A 22,462-nucleotide genomic window follows, 5' to 3' on the forward strand; every position below is an offset into this window, starting at 1 on the left:
GCGTCCACGCACCACGGGCATCGTTGGTGATCGTTCGTCCCGAGATGGGCGGACATCGGCGAAGGTCGGTGCGTCGGCGCGACCGGCACCGGTCGGGGCGCTCGCGGTACGGCTGACGGCCCTCCTGTGGCCTGACGCCGCGCCGCGTCCTTGCCCCCGACGAAGGGACCACTTCGTGAGTCGGCTGTGGAGCCGGTTGGGCGCCCGTACGGCTGCTGTCGCGTTGCTCTCTGTGGGCGTTGCCGGTGGCTTCTACCTGGGCGACGACCGGGAAACCCAGCAACAGGGCCTGACCGCGCAGGTCGGCCTCGAGGTCGACCGCGCTGATTTCGCGTACCAGCGCGAGCGGCAGTCCGCCCACCAGGTGAAGTTCGCCAAGCAGCGGGCCGCCGAGTACCAGGCCAAGCTGCGGGCGGCGCAGGCCGCCAAGGAAGCCGCCGAGCGGGCCCGTAAGGCCGAGGCAGCCGCGGCGTCCCGCAAGCGCGAGCGGGAGGCCCAGAACGCCGCCCCCAAGCCGTACGACGGGCCGATCCCGGCGTCCTGCGCCGAGTTCAGCGGCAACCGCAAGATCGGCTGCGCCATGATGATCGAGGCGGGTTTCGGCATCGCCGAGTTCCCGTGCCTGGAGAAGCTCTGGACCAAGGAGAGCGGCTGGAACCACAAGGCCAGCAACTCCTCGTCCGGTGCGTACGGGATCCCGCAGGCCCTGCCGGGCAGCAAGATGGGTACCGTCGCCGACGACTGGCGGACGAACCCGGCCACCCAGATCAAGTGGGGGCTGGGCTACATCAAGGGCAGGTACGACACGCCCTGCGGTGCCTGGGGCTACTTCCAGAGCAACGGCCACTACTGACGGTGTCGATGGCGGGGCAGGGTGGGCGACCACCCGCCCCGCCATCGCGCGTACCGGGCCCGCCAGGGCGGGACGCGAGTGGCGGCTGAGCCATTTTGCTGATAGCAGTTGTGGAGTGACCCTGCACCCTGGAAGCGGCGACCCCAACCGGTTCGGCACCGAGGCGTTCTACGCGGCGCTCGGCCGGGCCTTCGTCGCGATGTGCGCGGTGGTCCCGTTCCTCTTCCTCATCGAGGCCGTCGACCAGGGGCTGGCGTTCGGCCTGGACGCCACCGCCGGCATCATCCCGAAGCGCATCGACGGGCTGGACGGGGTCTTCTTCTCCCCGTTCCTGCACCACGGCTTCGACCACCTCTACAGCAACAGCATCCCGCTGATCCTGCTGGGCACCTTCGTGCTCGCTGCCGGCGCCCGCCGGTTCCTCTGGTCGACCCTGATCATCATCCTGGTCAGTGGGCTCGGCGTCTGGTTCACCGGCTCGCCCAACTCGGTCGTGGTCGGCGCCAGCGGGGTGATCTTCGGGTACCTGGGCATCCTGCTCACGCGGGGCATCTTCGAGCGCAGTTGGTGGAACTTCGCGGTCTTCCTGCTGGTCGGCCTGCTCTACGGCTGGCAACTGGTCGGCATCCTTCCCACCGACGAGCGGATCTCCTGGCAGGGCCACCTGTTCGGGCTGCTGGGCGGGGTGGTGGCCGCGATCCTGTTCCGCCGTCGCCGGCCGGTCGCCGGTGGTCCCGACTACTCCGGGTCCACCCTCAGCCTGTCCTGACCGGTTCCTCGGCGCGCCCCTGGGACGTGCTTGCCCGACCGCTGCCACCCGCCTACCGTCGAGATCAGCAAGCGTTGATCCGTGAGCGGAAAGCGACGGTACGCCATGCGCGAGGTCGACATCGCCGTGATCGGGGCCGGTCCGGCCGGCCTCTTCGCGGCGTACTACGCCGGGTTCCGAGGGTTGTCGGTGGCGGTGATCGACGCGCTGCCGGAGCCCGGTGGACAGGTCACCGCGATGTACCCGGAGAAGCTGATCCTGGACGTGGCCGGCTTCCCCGCTGTCAAGGGCCGCGACCTGGTGGCAAACCTGGTCGCCCAGGCCGCCCCGTTCGGGCCGCAGTACCTGCTCGGCACCCGGGCCGAGAAGCTCTCGTACGCCGACGACCGGCCGGTGCTCGGCCTGGCCGGCGGTGAGCAGCTGGCCTGCGGCGCGGTCGTGGTCACCGGCGGGCTGGGCAGCTTCAGCCCTCGGCCGCTGCCCTGCGCCGACGGCGCTCCTGGGGCGGGGATCGTCTACTTCGTCACCGAGCCGGCCGAGCTGGCCGACCGGGACGTGCTGATCGTCGGGGGCGGCGACTCGGCCTTCGACTGGGCGTTGACGCTGCAACCGCTGGCCCGCTCGGTGACCCTCGTGCACCGACGCGAGAAGTTCCGGGCGCACGCCTCGACGGTCGCCCGGGTGCTGTCGCTGCCCGTGCGGGTGGTGGTCAACGCCGAGGTCACCCGGCTGTTGGGGGACGGCACGGTGACCGGTGCCGAGGTGACCGTGCGCGGCGGAGCGGCCGAGACGCTGCCGGTGGACACTGTGGTGGCCGCACTCGGCTTCACCGCCGACCTGGGCCCGCTCGCCGAGTGGGGGCTGCGGCTGGACCGCCGGCACATTCTGGTGGACAGCGCGATGGCGACGAACCTGCCCCGGGTCTTCGCGGCCGGTGACATCACCGAGTACCCGGGCAAGGTCCGACTGATCGCGACGGGCTTCGGCGAGGCCGCGACGGCGGTGAACAACGCGGCGGTGGCCATCGACCCGAGCGCCCACCTGTTCCCCGGGCACTCCTCCGACGCCGGCTGAACGCCGGTATCGGAAGCAGACCGCTCCGTAGCCGGACCGAGACGCCCCGACGCGACCCTGATGGGATGAGCGGTCCCGAGACACCGCACGACGGCGCACCCACGGCGCTGGCCTGGCTCTGCCACCCGGCGACGCTGCTCGCCCTGCTCGTCCTGGTGGTCAACGATCACCTGCTGAAGCCGGCCTTCCCCGGCCTGCTGACCGGCAAGCTCAGCGACGTCGCCGGCCTGCTGCTCGCGCCCCCACTGGTCGCGGTGCTGCTGACCCTCCTGGTGCCGCGCCTGCCGGCCCGGGCCGCCGCGCTGGCCGGGCTGGTCGCGGTGGGCGCCGGGTTCGCGGTCGTCAAATCCAGCGGGTACGCCGCCGACGTCGCCTCGTCGGCCTGGAGCGCGCTGGCCGGGCCGTCGCTGGTCCGGGCCGACCCCACCGACCTGCTCACCCTGCCGGCGCTCGCGCTGGCCTGGTGGAGCTGGACGCGGGCCCGTGAGCGGCCGGTGCGATACCGGCTGGCCCGGCTGGTACGGCTGCTGGTGGTGGTGCCGCTGGCGCTGGTCGCGGTGACCGCCACCAGCCCGGCCTACTTTCCGTACGCCCTCGGCGTCTCCCTGCTCGACGACCGTCCGGCGATCTCGGTCGGCTCGGGTGCCACGTCCTGGCCGCAGCGTGCGGCGGACGGGCAGTGGGCGGTCAGCGACGACGGCGCGACCACCTGGCGGCTCGCCACGGAGGCCGAGCAGCCGCGACTGTCCGACCTCGACGATCCGCACCGGCAGGCGTGCGTGCCGGCCGAGCCGCGGCGGTGCTACCGGGTGGTCGCGGGTCAGCTGCGGGTGGAGCAGAGCGACGACGCCGGTGTGAGCTGGCGGGCGGCCTGGGAGGTGTCGGACGGGCGGCGTGAGGAGCTGGCCCGCCGGTTCCCGAACCCGGGTGACATCCAACGGCACTTCGCCTCCCGCGAACTGATCGTCTATCCCACCGTCAACGGTGGTCACGGGGTGCTGGTCGCCAACGGCCGGGACGGCTTCCTGCGCCGCCTGCCGGACGGCGAATGGCGGCGCGACGGCTTCCTCGGGCAGGAGGGTCCACAGGGAACGTACTGGAGGGGTCTGCCGGCGCTGGAGGATGGCGGGCCGGGTCAGCGGCAGACCGACGTGCTGCTTGTCGTCGCGGTGGCGCTCACCCTCGGGTTCCTGGTTACCGTCGTCGCCGCCCACCTGACCGTCCGCCGCCGCGGCGGCCCCTTCTGGCCCGGCCTCGCCGGTGCGCTGTCGATGTCCTTCGTCGTGGTGGCCCTGGCGGCGGTCTGGCCCCGCAGCGATGATCTCGGCACGGTGCTGGCGGTGTTGATGGCCGTGCTGCCACTGGGTGCGCTGACGGCGATCGTCATGCTGGGCTCCGCGTGGTACGCGGGTGGGACCCGTCGGTGGACCGCCCGGGTGGCCGGCGGGTTCCTGCTCACCCTGATTCTCGTTGGCCTGCCGTTGACCGGCTGGTTGTACGGCGCTCCGGAGCGAGGTCGGGTGGCGTTGCTGCTGGCCGGGTTGGCCGCCGTGCCCGGCCTGCTGCTGGCCTGGTGGGTGGCCCGGTTGCCGGACCCGGTTCGCGTCCACGTCGAACCGTCCTACCCGCCGCCGTGGACGTCGGTGCCGCCGGGCTGACCGGCGACGTCCACTCCGGTCAGCGCGGTTGGGGCAGGCCGATCAGGTCGGCCAGCAGCCCGACCTGGTGGTCGAAGTACGCGTCCCGGTGCTCGATGGTCCGGTTGAGCCGGCCGAACAGCTCGAAGCTGATCAGCCCGAAGAGCTGGGTCCAGCCGGCCATGCCCCGGGCCAGCAGGGCGGGGGGCAAGCCGGGAAAGAACGCGTCGGCCAGCTCGGTCAGGTCGTCGTGCAGCGGCGTCGGCAGCTCTTCGGCGGGCGGCGGGCTGAGCAGGCCGGCCTCCAGCCCTTCGCGGAGCAGGCTGACCAGGGTCAGCGGGGGGCGTTGGGCCGGGCCGACGGTGTCGTCCGGGGCGGCGTACCCGGGGACCGGGCTGCCGTAGAGCAGCGCGTATTCGGCGGGGTGGGCGAGTGCCCAGTCCCGGGTCGCCCGGCAGGCCGCCTGCCAGCGGGCGCGGAGGTCGACCCGGTCGGGGGCGGCGACCGCAGCCGCCTCCACCGTTTCGCCGAGTGCGTTGTACGCCTCGATGATCAGCGCGGTGAGCAGGTCGTCCCGGCTCGGGAAGTAGCGGTAGATGGCCGACGAGACCATGCCCATGTCCCGGGCCACCGCGCGCAGCGAGAGGTTCGCGCCATCGGTGGCGAGGTGCTGGCGGGCGACCACCTTGATCTCGTCGAGCATTTCGGCGCGGACCCGGGCGCGGATCGAGGAAGCGGGCATGGGGCCAGTCTGCCACGGATCGGAGCGCCAATCAAAAAAGAGAGCACTGCTCTTGACGCAGTCGTGTTGGTAGGCCATGCTGGGTGAGCAACCGAGAGCGCCGCTCTTGATTCGTACCCCCGCTTCCAAGGAGTCCCCATGGCACTGCACGTGATCGTCGGCACCGGCCCGGTCGGCACCGCGACCGCCCGCCTTCTCGCCGAACGAGGTGAGCGGGTCCGGGTGATCAGTCGCCGGGGTGCCGGGCCGGAGCACCCGTCCATCGAACGGATCGCCGCCGACGCCGCTGACGTCGACCGGCTCAGCGTGCTGACCGACGGCGCGCAGGCGCTGTACAACTGCGCGAACCCTGCGTACCACCGCTGGTCCATCGACTGGCCGCCGCTGGCCGGTGCGCTGCTCGCCGCCGCCGAGCGGTCCGGCGCGGTGCTCGCCACGGTCGGCAACCTCTACGGGTACGGACCCGTCGACGGCCCGATGACCGAGCAGACCTCACCGGCGGCGACCGGCACCAAGGGGCGGGTACGCAACCAGATGTGGGCCGACGCTCTCGCCGCCCACCGGGCCGGTCGGGCTCGGGTCACCGAGGTACGGGGCTCCGACTATCTCGGTGTGGGCGGCACCTCGCTGGCGATGATGGTGCTGCCCCGGGTGCTCGCCGGGCAGCGGGTCTTCCTGCCGGTCGACTGGGACGCCCCGCACACCTGGACGTACATTCCGGACGTCGCCCGTACCCTCGTCGCCGCCGCGACCGATGCAGGCGCGTGGGGACGGCCCTGGCACGTGCCCAGCGCGCCGGCCGCACCGATGCGTGAGCTGGCCACCCGGGCGGCGGCGCTGGCCGGAGTGCCCGTGCCGCGGCTGACCCGGATGCCCTACCCGGTGCTGTGGCTGGGCGGCCTGGCCAATCCGTTCGTCCGGGAACTGCGGGAGACCGCCTACCAGTTCGACCGGCCGTTCCTGATGGACTCGACCGCCGCCACCGCCGCCCTGGGTGTCGAGCCGACCCCGCTGGACGACGCGCTCACGGAGATCGTCGCAGCTCTGCGCCGCTGAACCCGCCCGTCCCCGCCGCCGACCTGCCAGTGGCTCAGCGGCGGGACGGCGGGGCGAGCGCGGCGATCAGCACGGCCACCATGGTCAGCGCTGCCCCGAGCAGGGTGTCCACGCCGAGGTGCGAGGCCGCCGTGGGCAGCAGCAGGTCCAACAGGACGGCCCCCACGACCTGACCGGCGATGGTGGCCAGGCCGAGCAGCAGCACACCGGTGAAGCGCACGATCGCCGCGGCGATCGCGATGAACACGATGCCGATCGGGCCACCCAGGTAGAGCCACGGCTCGGTCGGCAGCTGGCCGGTCGGCCAGCCGCGTACCGCGAGGTCGATCGCGAACGCGACGAGCAGGGTGACCGTGCCGACGGTGAAGTTGACCAGTGTGGCGGTCAACGCGCTGTCGGCCGCCGCCCGGACCCGGCCGTTGACCGCCTGCTGCCAGGCGATGCCCACCCCGGCCAGCAGCGGCAGCAGGGCCAGCGCCAGCGTGCCCGGGTCCTCGAGTCGGTCGCCGACCGCCAGGCCGACGGCCAGCACGGTGAGCACCGCACCGGCCAGCCGCTGCCGGGTGATCGGCTGCCGGCCCGTCGGCCCGATCCCCGCCCGGTCCACGGCGAGGCTGCTGCCGGTCTGGCCGGCGACCACCGCCACGGTGAAGACCGCCACGCCCAACGAGCCGATGGTGAGCCCCTGGGTGGCCACCAGGAACGCCCCGCACATTCCGCCCAGGCACTGCCACGGCCGCAGCGCGCCCGCCGTGAGGGCGGCCCGCAGCGCGACCAGACCCCGTCGCCGCCCGGGGTGGCCGGCACCAGCACCAGCAGCACCAGCAGGCCGAGGCCGAACGAGACCACCGCGGCGGCGAACCCGTCGGCCAGGCGTACCCCCAGCTCGCCGTTGATTCGAGACTGCACCGCCACCGCGACCCCGGAGACCGACGCCAGCGCGACGCCGGTGATCCGGCGGGTGGCTGAGAGGGACTGCGGTGTCGCAGTGCCGGTGGCGGTCACTCCTGCTCGGCCAGCGGCCGACCGTCGAAGTCGACGGCCGAGTAGAGCGCCAGCTTCTCCAGCCGGTGGTACGAGTCGATCACACGGATGGTCCCGCTCTTCGAGCGCATCACGATCGACTGGGTGTACGCGCCGCCGGCCCGGTAGCGAACTCCGCGCAGCAGGTCGCCGGAGGTGACGCCGGTCGCCACGAAGAAGCAGTTGTCCCCGGTGACCAGGTCGTCGGTGCTCAGCACGCGATCCAGGTCGTGCCCGGCGGCCAGCGCCTTCTCCCGCTCCTCGGCGTCACGCGGCCAGAGCTTGGCCTGCATCGCCCCGCCCATGCACTTCAGCGCGCAGGCGGAGATGATGCCCTCGGGGGTGCCGCCGATGCCCATCAGCACGTCGACGTCCGACTCGCCCCGGGCTGCCGCGATGGAGCCGGCGATGTCCCCGTCCGAGATGAACCGGATCCCCGCCCCGGTCCGGCGGATCTGGGTGACCAGGTCGTCGTGGCGGGTGCGGTCCAGCACACAGACCGTCACCTCGGAGACGTCGGTGCCCTTGACCTTGGCGATCCGGCGCAGGTTTTCGGCGACCCCGGCGTTGATGTCCACCACGTCGGCGTACGCCGGCCCGACGGCGAGCTTCTCCATGTAGAAGACCGCGCTCGGGTCGAACATCGCACCCCGCTCGGAGACGGCGAGCACCGCCAACGCGTTCGGCATGCCCTTGCTCATCAGCGTGGTGCCGTCGACCGGATCCACCGCGACGTCGACCTCCGGGCCGGTGCCGTCGCCAACCTGCTCGCCGTTGAAGAGCATCGGGGCGTTGTCCTTCTCGCCCTCGCCGATCACAACGACGCCGCGCATCTGGATCGAGTTGATCAGCTTGCGCATGGCGTCGACGGCGGCCCCGTCGCCGCCCTCCTTGTCGCCCCGGCCGACCCAGCGGCCAGCGGCCATCGCCGCGGCCTCGGTGACCCGGACCAGGTCGAGGGCAAGGTTACGGTCGAGATCCTGTGGGATCCGCGTCCTGGTGTTCGTCATGACGGCTGCTCCTCCTCGCGACGGTGCGGGGACGACCGGCAGGGCGTGGCCCGCTGCCGGCTTTGTCGCTGATCCTCACACGATGGCTGACCCGGCCTCGGCGCGGGGCGGTGATGGGCCGGATACCGCCGGTCGGGCGGCTGCGAAGATGGCAGGGTGGAACCCGCTCAGCCAGCCGACCGCGTACCCGCCGACCGCACGCCGCCCGCCGGCCAGCCGCCGGCCGCCGTCCCCACCGGCGCCGGTGGTGAGCCCGCCGCGACCGACCCGACGACGCCGCCGGCCGGCGAGCCGGCCCTGGTCGCGTCGGGCCCGGCCGCCGCGCCACCGGTGAACGAACCGGCCCCGGGCCGACCCGTGGCCGGGGTCGACGCCGTGGAGACCGGCGAGCGGCCCGCACCGCCGCCGCCTGTGCAATCAGCCCGATCCGAGCGGTCGCCGAAGGACATGGCGATATCGCTGCTGGTACTGCTGGTCCCGATCGCGCTGCTGCTGGCGTTCTACCGGGGCTTCCTCGGTGGCGACCAGGCCGCCACGGTCGATCCGGCGCCAGCGATCGACCAGGCCCAGTCGGCGAACGCCTTCCCGGTGAGCCGGCCGCAAGGGCTCGGCTCTGACTGGCGTACGGTCAGCGCCCGGTACCAGACCGTCGAGGGCGGCGCGAATCTGCGAATCGGTTACCTCACCCCGGAAGGACGGGGTGTGCAGCTGTTGCAGAGCAGCGTGCCGGCAGAGCGCCTGCTCCCGGCCGAGCTGACCGACCAGGCCCAGCCGCAGGGCCCGACGGAGCTGGCCGGACGCACCTGGCAGCGCTACACCGCCCGGGGCAATCAGCAGGCGCTGGTCCTGCTGGAGCCGACCCGTACGGTCGTCGTCGTCGGCGACGCTCGGGACAACGAACTGCGCCAACTCGCCGGCGCACTGCGCTGACCGGCCCCGTTCCGTACGCCCTCCATGGCCGGGGGGCCATTCGCTAGGCTGCCCCGGCTCGGTCCGGCTGCACCATGCACGCCGGGCCATGTCCGTCTCGGCGAAGTGAGATTTTTGTGAACATTCGACGGTGGAGCGTCGGCGTCCTCGCCGCCACCCTGCTCGTCCCAGGCCTGGCCGCGTGCAACTCCGACGCTGCCGAGCCGGCCGCCGCCCCGAGCCCGTCCACCCCGGCCGATCCGAAGGAAGCGCTGCTCGCCTCTACCAAGGAGATCGCCAAGGGCAACTTCACCTTCACCCTGGTGGGGGACGGTACGACCGGCGGCGGCCTGGTGCACAAGCCCAGCAACAGCGCCCAGTTCACCGTGAAGTTCGGTGACGCGTCCGAGGACATGTCGATCGAGATGGACCTGATCTACATCGACTCGGAGAGCTGGGTCAAGATGGACCTCGGTGGCGCCATGTTCGCCGCCGTCCCCGGTGCGGCGAAGAACAAGGGCAAGTACCAGCACCTCGACAAGACCAAGATCAAGGATGTCAAGGATCTCCAGCTGGACCCGGAGACGCTCGACCCGCTCGACAGTGACGCGCTGGTCAAGAGCGTGACCGAGGTGCAGAAGACCGGTGAGGGCACCTACACCGGCAAGATCGACATTTCCGCCGCCACCGAGTCGGCCGCCCTCGACGAGGAGGTCGTCACGGCGCTGGGCGCGCAGGCCAAGGCGCTGCCGTTCACGGCCAAGCTGGACCCGCAGGGCCGGCTTACCGAACTGGCCATCTCCGTGCCGGCCGCCGGCGAGACCGCGGCGCACGACATCAAGATCGGTTACGCGGACTACGGGACCGGCGCCGGTGCGCAGAAGCCGCCGGCGGACAAGGTCGTCGAGGCTCCGGCGGAGACGTACGAGCTGTTCAAGTAGGTCGACAGGGCGGACCGGGGTGGCCAGGGGCACCCCGGTCCGGTCTTTTTGGCACCGATCACCTTCGGGTAATCGGACGGAACGGTGATTGTCCGGCGCGTCGGCAGGGAACAGAGAGGGAGTGACCCGGGCGCGCTGCTCGGCCCGGGTCGCGCGGCGCAGCCGACGGTGCTGCTGCGTCGTCCGGTTTCCGGCGCCGACCAGGTCGTCGGGTGACCCCCTTGGGAGACACACATGACTGTTCGACGACTCAGTGCCGGCCTGGTGGCCGCCGCGCTGTTCACGCCCGCCCTGGCCGCCTGCACCAACGGTGGGACCGGTACCGCCGGATCGACCGCGTCGCCGACGGCGACCGCGTCCGGCGCGGCGGCCCCTTCCGGCACGCCCGTCGCGGGCGATGCCAAGCAGGCGCTGCTCGACTCCACCAAGGAGATCAGCAACGGGAACTTCCGGTTCACCCTCGCCGGCGCCGGCTCGACGGCGGAGGGCCAGGTGCACCAGCCGAGCCAGAGCGCGGCCATGAAGATCGCCATCGGCGGTCCCTCATCCGACCTCGCCATGAAGCTCGACGTGATCCACTTCAAGCCGGACAGCTGGGTGAAGCTGGAGCTGACCGGCCCCACCGCCAACAGCCTGCCCGCCATCAAACAACTCAACCTCGGTAAGTACCAGCACCTGGATCAGACCCGGATCAAGGGCAACCGGAGCCTCGGCTTCGACTTCGACAAGGTCGACCCGGCCGGCAGCGCCGTGCTGACCCAGGGCATCACCGAGGTCCGGAGCACCGGCACCGGCACGTACGCCGGCACCATCGACGTCACCAAGGCGGCCGAGGCCGGTTCGCTGAACGCCGCCACGATCGCCGCGCTGGGTACGCAGGCGAAGACCGTCCCGTTCACCGCGAAGGTGGACCCGCAGGGCCGGCTCACCGAGCTGGTGCTGCAGATGCCGGCCGCCGGGCAGACCGCTGCCCAGGAGATCCGGATGACGTACTCCGACTACGGTGCCGCCACCGCAGCGCAGAAGCCGCCGGCGGCCCAGGTCGTCGAGGCGCCGGCCGAGCTGTACAGCCTGTTCAACTGACCGTCGTCGTGGTGTTCGCCATCGACTCGGTGGCGGCGAATGGGTGGGGCGACTCCGGTCGCCCCACCGGCGGTCAGGAGGCGGGGTCCTGCCGGGCCGCCTCGATCCGGGCCCGGGCGCCGTCCAGCCAGCGCTGGCAGATCACCGCCAGCGCCTCGCCACGCTCCCAGAGCGCCAGCGACTCCTCCAGGGACGTCCCGCCGGCCTCCAGCCGCTCGACCACCGAGGCCAACTCGGCGCGGGCCTGCTCGTAGCTGAGCCGCTCGTCCGGCCCGGCCTTCGTGTCGTCAGTCATCGCGTCCATCTCAGCACACCACTCGTCGGCCGTCGCGCCCCGCCACTCAGCCGTCCACCGTCGCGGCCAGCTCGCCGTCGGCCAACCGGACCCGCAGCGGGTCGCCCTTGCCGACCTCGGCCGCCGCGCGGACCACGTGACCGTCCGCGCGCTGCACGATCGCGTACCCCCGGTCGAGGGTGGCGGCGGGGGAGAGGGCGCGCAGCCGGGCCAGGGTGTGTCGCAGCTCGTCGTCGGCCGCGCCGAGCCGGTGGTCCAGGCAGCGTCCGGCACGCTGGCGCAGCGCGGCCAGCTCGGTCGCCCGCTGCTCCACCATCACCTGCGGGCGGGCCAGCACCGGTCGGGAACGCAGCGCGTCGAGCCGGTGGGACTCCCGGTCGACCAGGTTGCGTACCGCCCGCTGGAGACGGTGCCGGGCCTGGCCGATGAGGCGTACCTCGTCGGTGAGGTCGGGGACCACCCGCTTGGCCGCGTCGGTCGGGGTGGAGGCACGGACGTCGGCGACGTAGTCAACCAGTGGCGCGTCCGTCTCGTGGCCGATGGCGCTGACCACCGGGGTACGGCAGCCGAACACCGCGCGACAGAGCGCCTCGTCGGAGAAGGGCAGCAGGTCCTCGATGCCGCCACCGCCCCGGGCAATGATGATCACCTCGATGCTCGGGTCGGCGTCCAGCACCTTGAGCGCGTCGATGATCTGCGGCACCGCCGATGGGCCCTGCACGGCCACATTGACGGTGCGGAACTCCACCGCCGGCCAGCGCCGTCGAGCATTGGTCAGCACGTCCCGTTCGGCCGCCGACGCCCGGCCGGTGATCAGCCCGATCCGGCCGGGCAGGAACGGCAGCCGGCGCTTGCGTGCCCGGTCGAACAGCCCCTCGGCGGCGAGTAGCTTCTTGAGCTTCTCCAACCGGGCCAGCAGCTCGCCGAGCCCCACCTGGCGGATCTCGTCGGCCCGCAGGCTCAGCGTGCCCCGGGCGGCGTAGAACTCCGGTTTGGCGTGCAGCACCACCCGGGCGCCCTCGCGCAGCTCCGGCGCGCCGGCGTCCAGCACGTCCCGGTTGGTGGTGACGGTCAGGCTCAGGTCGGCCGACGGGTCACGCAGGGTGAGGAAGACGGTGCTGGCCCCGGGTCGGCGGCTGATCTGCGCCACCTGGCCGTCCACCCACACCCAGCCGAGCTTCGCGATCCAGGCGCCCACCTTCTGGCTGACAACCCGAACCGGCCACGGCTCCTCCGCACTGCTCCGCGCCCCGTCGCTCACCCGCCCACCCTACGGACCCTCGCGGTGATCAAGAAGTTTGCGTCAGGTCCGGGCGCGTTTCTGACGCAAACCTCTTGATCACCGAGGCCAGGCGTGGGCGGGGCGGGGAGAGGGGGCGTGGGGTGTGGTGCGGCTCGCAGGCGCTGTCGGTGGGAGGCGGGACACGTACGATGGGCTCGTGACCGAGGCTCAGGCGACCCCCCAGACCGGCAAGCGCGTGCTCCTGGCCAAGCCCCGCGGCTACTGCGCGGGCGTCGACCGCGCGGTGCAGACCGTCGAGGAGGCGCTGAAGCTCTACGGCGCCCCGATCTACGTCCGCAAGCAGATCGTGCACAACAAGCACGTCGTGCAGACCCTGGAGGCGCTGGGGGCGATCTTCGTGGAGGAGAACGAGGAGGTGCCGGAGGGCGCCACCGTCATCTTCTCCGCGCACGGCGTGGCCCCCGAGGTCTACGAGCAGGCAAAGGTGCGGTCGCTGAAGGCGATCGACGCGACCTGCCCGCTGGTCACCAAGGTGCACCAGGAGGCGAAGCGTTTCGCCGCCGAGGACTACGACATCCTGCTGATCGGCCACGAGGGGCACGAGGAGGTCGTCGGCACCGCCGGTGAGGCTCCCGCGCACATCCAACTGGTGGACGGCCCCGACGGCGTCGACAAGCTCACCGTCCGTGACCCGGAGAAGGTGGTCTGGCTCTCCCAGACCACGCTGTCGGTGGACGAGACGCTGGAGACGGTCGCCCGGCTCAAGCAGCGGCTGCCGCTGCTCCAGTCCCCGCCCAGCGACGACATCTGCTACGCCACCTCCAACCGGCAGCACGTGGTCAAGGAGATCGCCCCGGAGTGCGACGTGGTGATCGTCGTCGGCTCGACGAACTCCTCCAACTCGGTCCGGCTGGTCGAGGTGGCCCTGGACGCCGGCGCCCGCGCCGGCCACCTGGTCGACTTCGCCCGCGAGATCGACGACGCCTGGCTGACCGGTGCCCGCACCGTCGGCGTGACCTCCGGCGCGAGCGTCCCGGACGACCTGGTCCAGGAGGTGCTGGAGCACCTGGTTGCGCGCGGGTTCGCCGACGTGGAGGAGATCACCACCGCCAACGAGCGGCTCACCTTCTCGCTGCCGCAGGAGCTGAAGCGGGACATGAAGGCCGCAGCGGCCCGCGGTTGATCAGCGTCGACCGGGTCCCGGCGGGAACGCCCCGCCGCCCCGGCACGTCGAACCGGGCATGAGGACCCTTCGGCTCGTCGTCCCCGCCCTGCTGGTCTGCGCGGCGCTGAGCGCCTGCGGCGAAACGGACGGCCCCGGCACCCCCGCCTCGAGCGGGCCGGCACCGGTCACCGGGCAGCCCAGCCCGTCCGCGACCGTCCCGTCGCCCTCCGGGCCGGCGACACCCGCACCCTCCTCGACGCTCAAGCCACCCGGTGGACCGACCCTCCCACCGCCGGTCGGGGCCACCGAGCTGACCGGCACGATCACGCGCGGCGTGGAGCCGAACTGTGTGCTGCTGGATGGCTACCTGCTGATCGGCGGCCCCCGGGACGTGCTGACCGCCGGTGCCCGGGTGACCGTCACCGGCCGGGTCGAGCCGGGCGTGATGACCACCTGCCAGCAGGGCACCCCGTTCGTCGTGGAGGGCGCGCACCGCAGCTGACCCCGGCCGGTGGGCCAGCCCACCGACCGGCGACCGGCGGCGTCGCTCAGCGGTCGCGGTCGGCGGGGATGACGTCGTCCAGCAACTCGGGTGCCTGGGGCTGGCGGGGAGTCAGCTCGACCTGGGCAGGGCTGGCCAGCTCCTCGTCGGAGACCCCCAGCTCGGCGAGCTTGCGGGCGCTGACCAGCACCCGGGCTTCCAGTGAGCCGACCGCCCGGTTGTACGCGGTCACCGCCCCGGCCAGCGACGACCCGAGCTTGCCCACGTGGTCCCCGAGGGTGGAGAGCCGGCTGTACAGCTCCCGGGCCAGCGTGTGCACCGCCAGCGCGTTGCGGGCCAGCGCCTCCTGTCGCCAGGAGTAGGCCACCGTGCGCAGAAGGGCGACCAGGGTGGCCGGCGTGGCCAGCACCACGTTGCGGGTGAAGGCGTGCTCCAGCAGCGTCGGGTCACGCTGGAGCGCCACGTCGAGGAACGGGTCGGCGGGGACGAACAGCACCACGAACTCGGGCGAGCTGTCGAACGCGGTCCAGTAGGACTTGGCGGCCAGCGCGTCGACATGCCCGCGCAGGTGCCGGGCGTGCGCGTCGAGGTGGGTGTCCCGGCCGCGCTCGTCGCGGGCCTCCATCGCCGTGAGGTACGCGTCGAACGGCGCCTTGGCGTCCACCACCACCGACCGGCCGCCGTGCAGCCGGACCACCAGATCCGGGCGGACGACCTGCCCGTCGGCGTCGGCGGTGACCTGCTCGGAGAAGTCGCAGTGCTCCAGCATGCCGGCAGCCTCGACGATCCGGCGCAGCTGGTGCTCGCCCCAGCGGCCCCGCACCTGCGGCGCCCGCAGCGCGGCCACCAGCTGTTTGGTCTCGGTGCGCAGCTCGCCGGAGACCGCGCTCATCGAGCGGACCTGCTCACGCAACTCGGCGTACGCGTCGACCCGGTCGTGTTCCAGCTCGGCCACCCGCTGCTCGTAGCGGCGCAGGGTGTCGTGCAGCGGCGCCACCGCGCGGGCCACCGCCTCCTGGGACTGGGCGGTGGCCTCGTAGCTCAACGCCCGCATCGACTGCTCCAGCCGCCCCTCGCCCTCCCGGGTGGCGGTCAGGGTGGCATCCAGCCGGGCGATGTCGGCCGCCGACCGCGACCGGGCCGCGAGCCAGCCCACCGCCCCACCGGTGCCGAGGCACACGATCACCAGGAGCAGCGTCGAGACGTCCATCACCGGAGCTTGCCAGACGGATACGACGGGACACCCGGGGGTACGTTCGGATACATGGAACTTGTGCTGTGCCTCGCCATCGTGCTGGTGGGCGCGCTGGGCGCCGCGGCGCTCATCCGTACCCAGGCCACCGCCCGTCGGCGTACCGAGCTCGGCGACGCCCGCGCGGAGGCGCAGCGCTGGTACGAGCGCCTCGGCGGGCAGTTGATGAACCTGCACGGTGACGAGCCGGCGGTCCGCCAGGCCCTGTCCGACGCCGGTGAGCGGTACAACGCGGCGGGCTCGCAGCTGGAGCAGGCGCGTACGCCGCACCAGTTCGGGTTGGCCCGGGAGACCGCTCTGGAGGGGCTGGCGTACATCCGGGCGGCACGGACGGCGCTGGGCATCGATCCCGGCCCCGAGGTGCCGCAGTTGGCTGCGGCGCGTGGCGTCGGGCAGCTCACCAAGGAGCGCGAGGTCGACGTGCAGGGGCAGACCTTCCGGGCCGGCCCGCAACCCGGCCGGGAAACGCCCTACTACTACCCCGGTGGCCGGTACCAGGGCCGGCCGGTGCCGTCCGGCTGGTACTCGACGCCGTGGTGGAAGACGGCGCTGGGCGCTGGCGCCGGTGTGCTCGGCGGCATGTTGATCGCCGACGCGCTGTTCTCGCCGGCCTTCGCCGACCCCGGCTATCAAGAAGGCGGTGACGGTGCCGAGCAGGGCGCGGACGGCGGTGACCAGGGCGGCGACCAGGACTTCGGCGGCGCGGACCAGGGTGGCGACGCCGGCGGCGGGGACTACGCGGGCGGCGACTTCGGCGGTGGCGACTACGCGGGTGGGGACTTCGGCGGTGGCGGTTTTGGCGGCGGTGACTTCGGTGGCGGGGACTTCGGCGGCGGCGACTGGTGAGCGTCGCTGAGTGACACGCGGACAGGCCCCGGTCACCGCGACCGGGGCCCGTCTGTGCCGTCGCTCAGCCGGTGTTGCGCATCCCGGCGGCGATGCCGTTCACCGTGGTGAGCAGCGCCCGCTCCAGGGCCGTGCCATCGCTCGGGGCGCGTCGGCCACCCGGTGCGGTGGCCACCGCCCGTCCGGCGGCACCGGACTCCCGGTACTGCCGCAGCAGCGCCACCTGAAGGTGGTGCAACGGCTCCAGGTAGGTGTCCCGTACGGCCAGGGTGCGCTGGAGCACCGGCGAGTTCTCCAACAGGGCGGGCGAGGCGGTCACCGCCAGCACCTCCCGCTTGGTCAGCTCGTACTCCTGCTCGATCTGCTCGAAGATCGGGTGCAGCTTCTTCGGCACCAGCGTCTCGACGTACCGGCGGGCGATGCTCAGGTCGGTCTTGGTCAGCATCATCTCGACGTTGGACAGGAACGTGCGGAAGAAGTGCCAGTTGCGGTGCATTTCGGCCAGTACGTCCGCCAACCCGGCCTCCCGGGCGGCGGCCAGCCCGGACCCGACGCCGAACCAGCCCGGCACGATCTGCCGGGTCTGCGTCCAGCCGAACACCCATGGGATGGCCCGCAGCCCGGACAGTCCCGCGCCGGTGTTCGGACGCTTCGCCGGCCGGGAGCCGATGTTCAGCGCGCCGAGCAGCTCGGTGGGGGTGGACGCCCAGAAGTACGCAGGCAGGTCCGGGTCCTCGACCAGCGTCCGGTACGACCGGTACGCCGACTCGGAGACCACGTCCATCGTGGCGTCCCAGCGCTCCAGCATCTCCGCCGGCTGTCGGGGGGCGGTGTGCAGCAGCGTCGCCTGGAGCACCGCGGCGAGGGTGAGCTCCAGGTTCTCCCGGGCCAGTGACGGCAGGGTGTACTTGTCGGAGATCACCTCGCCCTGCTCGGTCACCTTGATCGCGCCGTCCATGGTGCCGTACGGCTGGGCCAGGATCGCCTCGTGCGTCGGCCCTCCGCCGCGCCCCACCGTGCCGCCCCGGCCGTGGAACAGCCGCAGGTGCACCCCGTGTCGGGCGGCCACGTCGCGCAGCGCGCGCTGCGCGCGGTGGATCGACCACTGGCTGGTGGTGATCCCGGCTTCCTTGTTGGAGTCCGAGTAGCCGAGCATGACCTCCTGCACGTCACCCCGGGCCGCCACCAGCGCCCGGTACGCGGGCAGCGACAGCAGTTCGTCGAGGAGTTCGCCGCCGGCGTTCAACTCGGCGGGGGTCTCCAGCAGCGGCACGAACCCGATCCGGGCGCGACCGCTGTGCACGTCCACCAGCCCGGCCTCGCGGGCCAGCACCACCGCGGCCAGCACGTCGTCCACGCCCAGGGTCATCGAGATGATGTACGACTCGATCACCTCGGCGCCGAACCGGTCCTGTGCCTCGCGGATGGTGCTGAACACGTCGAACGTCTTGCGGGTCGCCTCGGAGAGCGGAGTGTCCAGGGTGGACAGCGGCCGACGGCCGGTCAGCTCGTCGGCGAGCAGTTTGGTGCGTTCCAGCCGGGTCAGCGCCGGGTAGTCGGAGACCTCGCCGACGGCCCCGTACAGCTGGGCGAGCACCGCGTGGTGCGCCTCGGCGTGCTCCCGGACGTCCATGGTGGCCAGGTGCAGACCGAACGCGGAGACCGTCCGGATGGTGGAGGCCAACCGGCCGACGGCGGTGAGCTGCCCGGAGTTGCGGGCCAGCGAGGCGCGCAGCAGCTCCAGGTCGGCGATCAGCTCGGCGGAGCCGCGGTAGTCCCGGCCCGGCGTGTGCGCCGTGCCCTGACGAAGCCGCTGCCGGGTGTTGGCCAGCTTGGCCTTCACGCAGCGCGCCTTGAGCCGGTACGGCTCCTCGGCGTTGACCCGGCGGAACCGGGGCGCCACCTCGGGCAGCGCGTCCAGGTCGGCGGCGAGGCTGGCGGAGAGGTCCAGTGACACCCCGCGCAGCCGGCGGGAGACGGAGACCTCGTTGATCAGGTGGTCCATCGCCTTCTCGGTGGCCGCGATGCCGTGCTCGTGCTGGATGGTCAGCACCTCGCGGGTGACCGCCGGGGTGACGAACGGGTTGCCGTCCCGGTCACCGCCGATCCAGGTGCCGAAGCTCAGCGGGCGGGCCGTCGGCGAGGTCTCCACGCCGAGCGTGCGCAGCGTGTCGGCCAGGTCGTCGAGCACCTGGGGGGCGGCCTCGGCGTACAGGTCGCGCAGGTAGTAGATCGCGTTGCGGGCCTCGTCGGTCGGGTCCGGCCGGTCCAGCCGCAGCTCGTCCGTCTGCCACATCAGGTCCAGCAGCTCGGCCAGCCGGCGGTTCGCCGGGCCCTCGTCGCTGGCGCCGTAGAGGATCGCGTTGGCCGTCTCGGTGTCCAGCTCGTCGGCGATGGCCCGCAGCTTGGACAGGATCGAGCGGCGGGCCGCCTCGGTGGGGTGCGCGGTGAAGACCGGCCGGACCGCCAGCCGACGGGCCGCGGCGGCGATCTCCTCGGCCGGCACGCCGCGCTCGGCGATCATCTTGGCCGCCTGGTCCAGCCAGCCGCCCTGCACGGCGCGGCGGCGGCGCAGGTCCCGGGCGCGGTGCACCTGCTCGGTGATGTTGGCCAGGTGGAAGTAGGTGGAGAAGGCGCGGGCCAGCTTGGTGCCGGTGGTCACGTCGAGCCCGCCGAGCCGCTGGGCGGCCGCCGGGGCGTCGGTGCGTACCTGGGCGCGGATCTCCTCGACGAGGTCGAGGAGCGGTCGGCCCTCCTGGCGGGCCAGCGTCTGGCCGAGCAGGGTGCCGAGCCGGCGGATGTCGGCGCGCAGCGCGGCGTCCGGGCCGTCGTGGTCATGCTGGTCGGTCACGATGCGCTCCTTACGTGAGTACGAAGGACAGCGCTGTCCGACTACCTGGATGGTATCCGCGCGGGGACGGGTGGCAGGAGGGGCTCTCCGCATGGTGCGCCGTGACGCGGAACACCTCGGAGATCACTCAACGCCCCGCGCGGGTGCTCGCCCGACGGCCCCGGACCAGGGTCGCGGCGAGCAGTGCGGTCAGCCCGCGCACCACCTCGTCCACCAGCCCAGCCTAGGGCGGCCGTTGTCCGGCTTGCGGCGTTTCGCCGGGCGAAATCCGCTGGCCCCGCCCGCTACCGTTTGATCATGGACGCGCCCCGATATCCCACCAAGCCGAAGCCGGGCGACCGGGTCGCCGTCGTCTCCCCCTCCGCCGGTCTGCCGGCTCTGTTCCCGCACGTCTACGAGCTGGGACTGCGGCGGCTGCGCGAGGACTTCGGCCTGGACCCGGTGGAGTACCCGACCACCCGGGTGATGGGGGCCGACCCGCGCGACCGGGCCTGCGACCTGACCGCCGCCTTCGCCGACCCGACGATCACGGCGGTGCTCGCCACCGTCGGCGGGGAGGACCTGATCACGGTCACCCCGCACCTCGACGACGACGTGCTGCGGGCCAACCCGAAGCCGTACTTCGGCTACTCCGACAACACGAACGTGCTCAACCACCTGTACGGGCTGGGGATCGTGGGGTACCACGGCGGGTCGGTGCTGGTGCACCTCGGCCGCCCGGGTGCGCCGCACCCGCTGACCTTCGACTCGCTGCGGGCGGCGCTGTTCACCACCGGCTGGTACGACCTCGCCCCGGCGACCGAGTGGGGCGACGAGCCGGGCGACTGGCGGGATCCCGCGACGCTGGCCGACGAGCCGGTGATGTTCCCCGGCGAGGGCTGGCACTGGCAGGGGCCGTCGAGCGTGGTGCGGGGGCGCACCTGGGGCGGCAACCTGGAGGTGCTGCACTGGCTGCTCGCCGCCGACCGGGTCCCTTCGGCGACGGCCCTGGCCGGGTCGGTCCTGCTGATCGAGACCTCGCAGGAGCTGCCCTCCGACACCGAGGTGTACCGGATCCTGCGCAACCTGGGGGAGCGTGGCCTGCTCGCCGGCTTCCCGGCGGTGCTGGTCGGCCGGGCCAAGGCGTGGGACTTCGACCGGCCGCACACCCTCGACCAGCGCCGGGCGTACGCGGCGGCGCAGCGAGCCGCCGTGACCCGGGCATGCGCCGAGTACGCCCCGGACTCGGTGCTGGTCTTCGACGTCGACTTCGGGCACGCCGACCCGCAGCTGATCATCCCGTACGGCGGGGAGGTCCTCGTCGACGCCGTCGAGCGCCGGATCTCCGTGCGCTACTGATGAGCAACTCGCGGGCGTACCCGATTCTGCGGACGACGGACGTCGACCGGGCGTTGCACGCCGTCGGCCACCTGCTGAGCGTGGCCAACCTGCGCGACACGGAGGTGCAGCTCTGGGCGCGTACCGGGCGGCATTCGGGTCTGCCCCGCTACCTCGACGCGTACGGCCATTGGCTGGGCGCGGACGGGAGGACCGGATGTGGGCGGAGCTGGCCCGGGAGGACGAGACGGGGCCGCAGGACCCTGCGGATCCGCCGTTCGACGTCGAGGTGGTGGTGTGCGGTCTCGGCCTGTTGGAGGGGCGGCTGGCGGAGGCCGTCGGGCCGGACCGGGCGCGGCTGGACTGGTGGCTTTACGGCTGGCCTGCGGTGCCCTGTCGGGACCTGCCCGGGCAGTTCAAGCACGCGTACGTCCAGTTGGTCCTCAACGCCGCGGACATCTGGGCCACCGAGCCGGCCGACGAGCACACCGTCTTCGTGCACGTCGGCGCCCAGGAGCGGGAGTTGGCACGCGCCGAGTGGCTGGCCCGGGTCGCTGGTCTGACCGTGCTCGGCCCTGGCGTGCATGGCTCGTGAGGTGTCTCCGGTCGCACGCTGGCAAGCGGCAAGAGCTGTGTCGACCGGGACCTCCGCGTCCGCTGGGGCGCCCGCGACGCCGGCGTCAGGCGTCGAGGGTGGCGAAGGCACGGACCGGGAAGGTGCCCATGCCGGCCACCATCGGTGGGGCGGCGGTGAACCGGAAACCGCTCGGCGGCAGCGCGTCCAAACCGGTCAGGTGCTCCACGATCGGGATGCCGGCGGCGAGCAGCATGCTGTGCGCGGGGCGTTCACCGCCGGCCGCCGGGCTCATGTCGTCGATGTTGATCGAGTCGATGCCGATCAGGGCCGCACCGGCGTCGACCAGCGCCTGGGCGGCGTCCCCGGTCAGGTGTGGCGCTTCCGGCGCGCCGTACCGCTCGGTGCCGAAGTGCGCATCCCACCCGGTGTGCAGCAGCACCGCGCGCCCGGCCACCTCGTACGGCGCCAGCATCAGCCGGTCCACCGCGCGGGTCCCCGCCGGCACCCGGACCAGCACGCCGGGCAGGTCGGCGAGGCGGTCCAGCGGCACCCCGGCCAGGTCGTCTCCGTCGGACCAGCGGTGGGCGGGAGTGTCCAGATACGTGCCGGTGTTGGCGATCATGTCGATCCGGGCCACCCGGAACTCGGTGCCCGGCGCGTAGTTCGCCCGCGACGCCGCGAAGGTCAGCCAGTCGCCGATCCGGGGCCCTGGCCAGCCGGGCAGAGTGGTCATCCCGTCGCTGATCACGTGGCTCAGCTCGACGAGCCGACGGCCAGCGCCGGGCTCAGCGACGGTGACTCCTCGGCCGCCCTTGTGCGGCTCTTCGATGATTGTCTTCGCGCTGATCCGGACCTCGGCGACCATCAGCAGCCCGAGATGCCGGACGAACAACGCGGCCAGGTCCTCGTCGGTGATCTCCCGACCCGGGATGTCCAGCCGGAACCCTTCGGTGCGCAGCCCACCTCCATTGGCGAAGCTCACCTCAGCGTCGAACTGCGCCCTCCACTGCCCGCTCATACCCGAACCTGATCACGACCCCCAGTACCCGTCAAGATCTATATCCGCGCGGTCCGCGGGATCGCGAATCGGTCCGCGCGGGATCACGGGTCTGTCCGCGCGGTCCGTGCGGGAAGATCCACACAACTTCAAGGAAGTAGTGGTGTCCCGGCGCGCTGAGGCCACTATTTCCCTGAAACTGCGTGGATCTTGGGCGCGGGGTGACGGCGCGCGGCGTGGACCTGGGCGGAAGGGGGTGCATGTCGGTGGACGGGGATAGGCTGGTTCTCGTGCACCCCCCGTCCGACCGGACGAGGGGT

20 protein-coding genes and 1 pseudogene are annotated in these 22,462 nt (G+C 72.5%); 13 read left to right on the top strand and 8 right to left on the bottom strand.

What is annotated here, in order from left to right; translation table 11 throughout:
• Positions 1 to 175 precede the first annotated feature (175 nt).
• From ABZV00_RS06910 to ABZV00_RS06925, 4 genes are all read left to right on the top strand, one after another.
• Entirely contained in the window at positions 176 to 853 is a 678-nt protein-coding gene (locus ABZV00_RS06910; protein WP_328423524.1) for a lytic transglycosylase domain-containing protein, read from the top strand.
• A 115-nt stretch (positions 854 to 968) separates the two neighbouring features.
• Positions 969 to 1,622 (top strand): rhomboid family intramembrane serine protease, encoded by a 654-nt coding sequence (locus ABZV00_RS06915; protein WP_355602508.1) that lies wholly within the window; start codon positions 969 to 971, stop codon positions 1,620 to 1,622.
• A 105-nt stretch (positions 1,623 to 1,727) separates the two neighbouring features.
• Positions 1,728 to 2,696, top strand: a complete 969-nt coding sequence (locus ABZV00_RS06920; RefSeq protein WP_328426309.1) for an NAD(P)/FAD-dependent oxidoreductase — start codon at positions 1,728 to 1,730, stop codon at positions 2,694 to 2,696.
• A 65-nt stretch (positions 2,697 to 2,761) separates the two neighbouring features.
• A complete protein-coding gene (locus ABZV00_RS06925; protein ID WP_355602510.1) occupies positions 2,762 to 4,354 on the top strand; it encodes a hypothetical protein in 1,593 nt (530 codons plus the stop codon).
• A gap of 19 nt (positions 4,355 to 4,373) precedes the next feature.
• Here ABZV00_RS06925 and ABZV00_RS06930 read toward each other — a convergent pair whose 3' ends face one another.
• Positions 4,374 to 5,075, bottom strand: a complete 702-nt coding sequence (locus ABZV00_RS06930; protein ID WP_355602512.1) for a TetR/AcrR family transcriptional regulator — start codon at positions 5,073 to 5,075, stop codon at positions 4,374 to 4,376.
• A 138-nt stretch (positions 5,076 to 5,213) separates the two neighbouring features.
• Between ABZV00_RS06930 and ABZV00_RS06935 the strand changes: the two genes are divergently transcribed.
• Complete coding sequence (locus tag ABZV00_RS06935) at positions 5,214 to 6,131, top strand: NAD-dependent epimerase/dehydratase family protein (RefSeq protein ID WP_355602514.1); 918 nt, start codon at positions 5,214 to 5,216, stop codon at positions 6,129 to 6,131.
• Positions 6,132 to 6,165: 34 nt separating this feature from the next.
• Here ABZV00_RS06935 and ABZV00_RS06940 read toward each other — a convergent pair.
• Together ABZV00_RS06940 and glpX are read right to left on the bottom strand one after the other, a co-directional pair.
• Positions 6,166 to 7,136: pseudogene (locus ABZV00_RS06940) on the bottom strand (DMT family transporter).
• Positions 7,133 to 8,164 carry a class II fructose-bisphosphatase gene (glpX, locus tag ABZV00_RS06945; protein WP_328423540.1) on the bottom strand — a complete coding sequence of 344 codons (1,032 nt, stop codon included), beginning with the start codon at positions 8,162 to 8,164 and terminating at the stop codon, positions 7,133 to 7,135. Before glpX ends, ABZV00_RS06940 begins: the two are co-directional and overlap by 4 nt.
• A 156-nt stretch (positions 8,165 to 8,320) precedes the next feature.
• Between glpX and ABZV00_RS06950 the strand changes: the two genes are divergently transcribed.
• The 3 genes from ABZV00_RS06950 (at position 8,321) to ABZV00_RS06960 (ending at position 11,097) form a co-directional block, all read left to right on the top strand.
• Positions 8,321 to 9,094 (top strand): DUF4245 family protein, encoded by a 774-nt coding sequence (locus ABZV00_RS06950; protein WP_355602516.1) that lies wholly within the window; start codon positions 8,321 to 8,323, stop codon positions 9,092 to 9,094.
• 116 nt (positions 9,095 to 9,210) lie between these two features.
• Complete coding sequence (locus ABZV00_RS06955; protein WP_355602518.1) at positions 9,211 to 10,014, top strand: hypothetical protein; 804 nt, start codon at positions 9,211 to 9,213, stop codon at positions 10,012 to 10,014.
• 234 nt (positions 10,015 to 10,248) lie between these two features.
• Positions 10,249 to 11,097, top strand: coding sequence for a hypothetical protein (locus ABZV00_RS06960; RefSeq protein WP_328423546.1), 849 nt, complete (start codon positions 10,249 to 10,251; stop codon positions 11,095 to 11,097).
• Between the two features lie 73 nt (positions 11,098 to 11,170).
• Here ABZV00_RS06960 and ABZV00_RS06965 read toward each other — a convergent pair whose 3' ends face one another.
• Together ABZV00_RS06965 and xseA are read right to left on the bottom strand one after the other, a co-directional pair.
• Positions 11,171 to 11,392, bottom strand: coding sequence for an exodeoxyribonuclease VII small subunit (locus tag ABZV00_RS06965; RefSeq protein WP_203174416.1), 222 nt, complete (start codon positions 11,390 to 11,392; stop codon positions 11,171 to 11,173).
• 46 nt (positions 11,393 to 11,438) lie between these two features.
• On the bottom strand, positions 11,439 to 12,653 hold the full coding sequence (gene xseA, locus ABZV00_RS06970; RefSeq protein WP_355602520.1) for an exodeoxyribonuclease VII large subunit: 1,215 nt from the start codon (positions 12,651 to 12,653) through the stop codon (positions 11,439 to 11,441).
• Between the two features lie 178 nt (positions 12,654 to 12,831).
• Between xseA and ABZV00_RS06975 the strand changes: the two genes are divergently transcribed.
• Both ABZV00_RS06975 and ABZV00_RS06980 read left to right on the top strand, forming a co-directional pair.
• Positions 12,832 to 13,818 carry a 4-hydroxy-3-methylbut-2-enyl diphosphate reductase gene (locus tag ABZV00_RS06975; protein WP_355602522.1) on the top strand — a complete coding sequence of 329 codons (987 nt, stop codon included), beginning with the start codon at positions 12,832 to 12,834 and terminating at the stop codon, positions 13,816 to 13,818.
• A 58-nt stretch (positions 13,819 to 13,876) separates the two neighbouring features.
• Positions 13,877 to 14,302 carry a hypothetical protein gene (locus tag ABZV00_RS06980; RefSeq protein WP_355602524.1) on the top strand — a complete coding sequence of 142 codons (426 nt, stop codon included), beginning with the start codon at positions 13,877 to 13,879 and terminating at the stop codon, positions 14,300 to 14,302.
• A gap of 46 nt (positions 14,303 to 14,348) precedes the next feature.
• Here the strand turns inward: ABZV00_RS06980 and ABZV00_RS06985 are convergent, their stop codons facing one another.
• Positions 14,349 to 15,512: a DNA recombination protein RmuC gene (locus ABZV00_RS06985; protein WP_355602526.1), complete on the bottom strand. Its 1,164-nt coding sequence runs from the start codon at positions 15,510 to 15,512 to the stop codon at positions 14,349 to 14,351.
• 54 nt (positions 15,513 to 15,566) lie between these two features.
• Between ABZV00_RS06985 and ABZV00_RS06990 the strand changes: the two genes are divergently transcribed.
• Positions 15,567 to 16,400, top strand: a complete 834-nt coding sequence (locus ABZV00_RS06990) for a hypothetical protein (protein ID WP_355602528.1) — start codon at positions 15,567 to 15,569, stop codon at positions 16,398 to 16,400.
• A 64-nt stretch (positions 16,401 to 16,464) separates the two neighbouring features.
• On the opposite strand, the gene ppc is transcribed toward ABZV00_RS06990, so the two are convergent.
• Entirely contained in the window at positions 16,465 to 19,251 is a 2,787-nt protein-coding gene (ppc, locus tag ABZV00_RS06995) for a phosphoenolpyruvate carboxylase (protein WP_355602530.1), read from the bottom strand.
• 297 nt (positions 19,252 to 19,548) lie between these two features.
• On the opposite strand from ppc, the gene ABZV00_RS07000 reads away from it, so the two are divergent.
• Both ABZV00_RS07000 and ABZV00_RS07005 read left to right on the top strand, forming a co-directional pair.
• Entirely contained in the window at positions 19,549 to 20,589 is a 1,041-nt protein-coding gene (locus ABZV00_RS07000; protein WP_355602532.1) for a S66 peptidase family protein, read from the top strand.
• A gap of 196 nt (positions 20,590 to 20,785) precedes the next feature.
• Complete coding sequence (locus ABZV00_RS07005) at positions 20,786 to 21,163, top strand: hypothetical protein (protein WP_355602534.1); 378 nt, start codon at positions 20,786 to 20,788, stop codon at positions 21,161 to 21,163.
• Positions 21,164 to 21,248: 85 nt separating this feature from the next.
• Here ABZV00_RS07005 and ABZV00_RS07010 read toward each other — a convergent pair whose 3' ends face one another.
• A complete protein-coding gene (locus tag ABZV00_RS07010) occupies positions 21,249 to 22,163 on the bottom strand; it encodes a cyclase family protein (RefSeq protein WP_355602536.1) in 915 nt (304 codons plus the stop codon).
• Positions 22,164 to 22,462: the final 299 nt, after the last annotated feature.

This window comes from Micromonospora sp. NPDC005173, assembly GCF_040608515.1.
In the GTDB taxonomy this organism is placed as follows: domain Bacteria; phylum Actinomycetota; class Actinomycetes; order Mycobacteriales; family Micromonosporaceae; genus Micromonospora.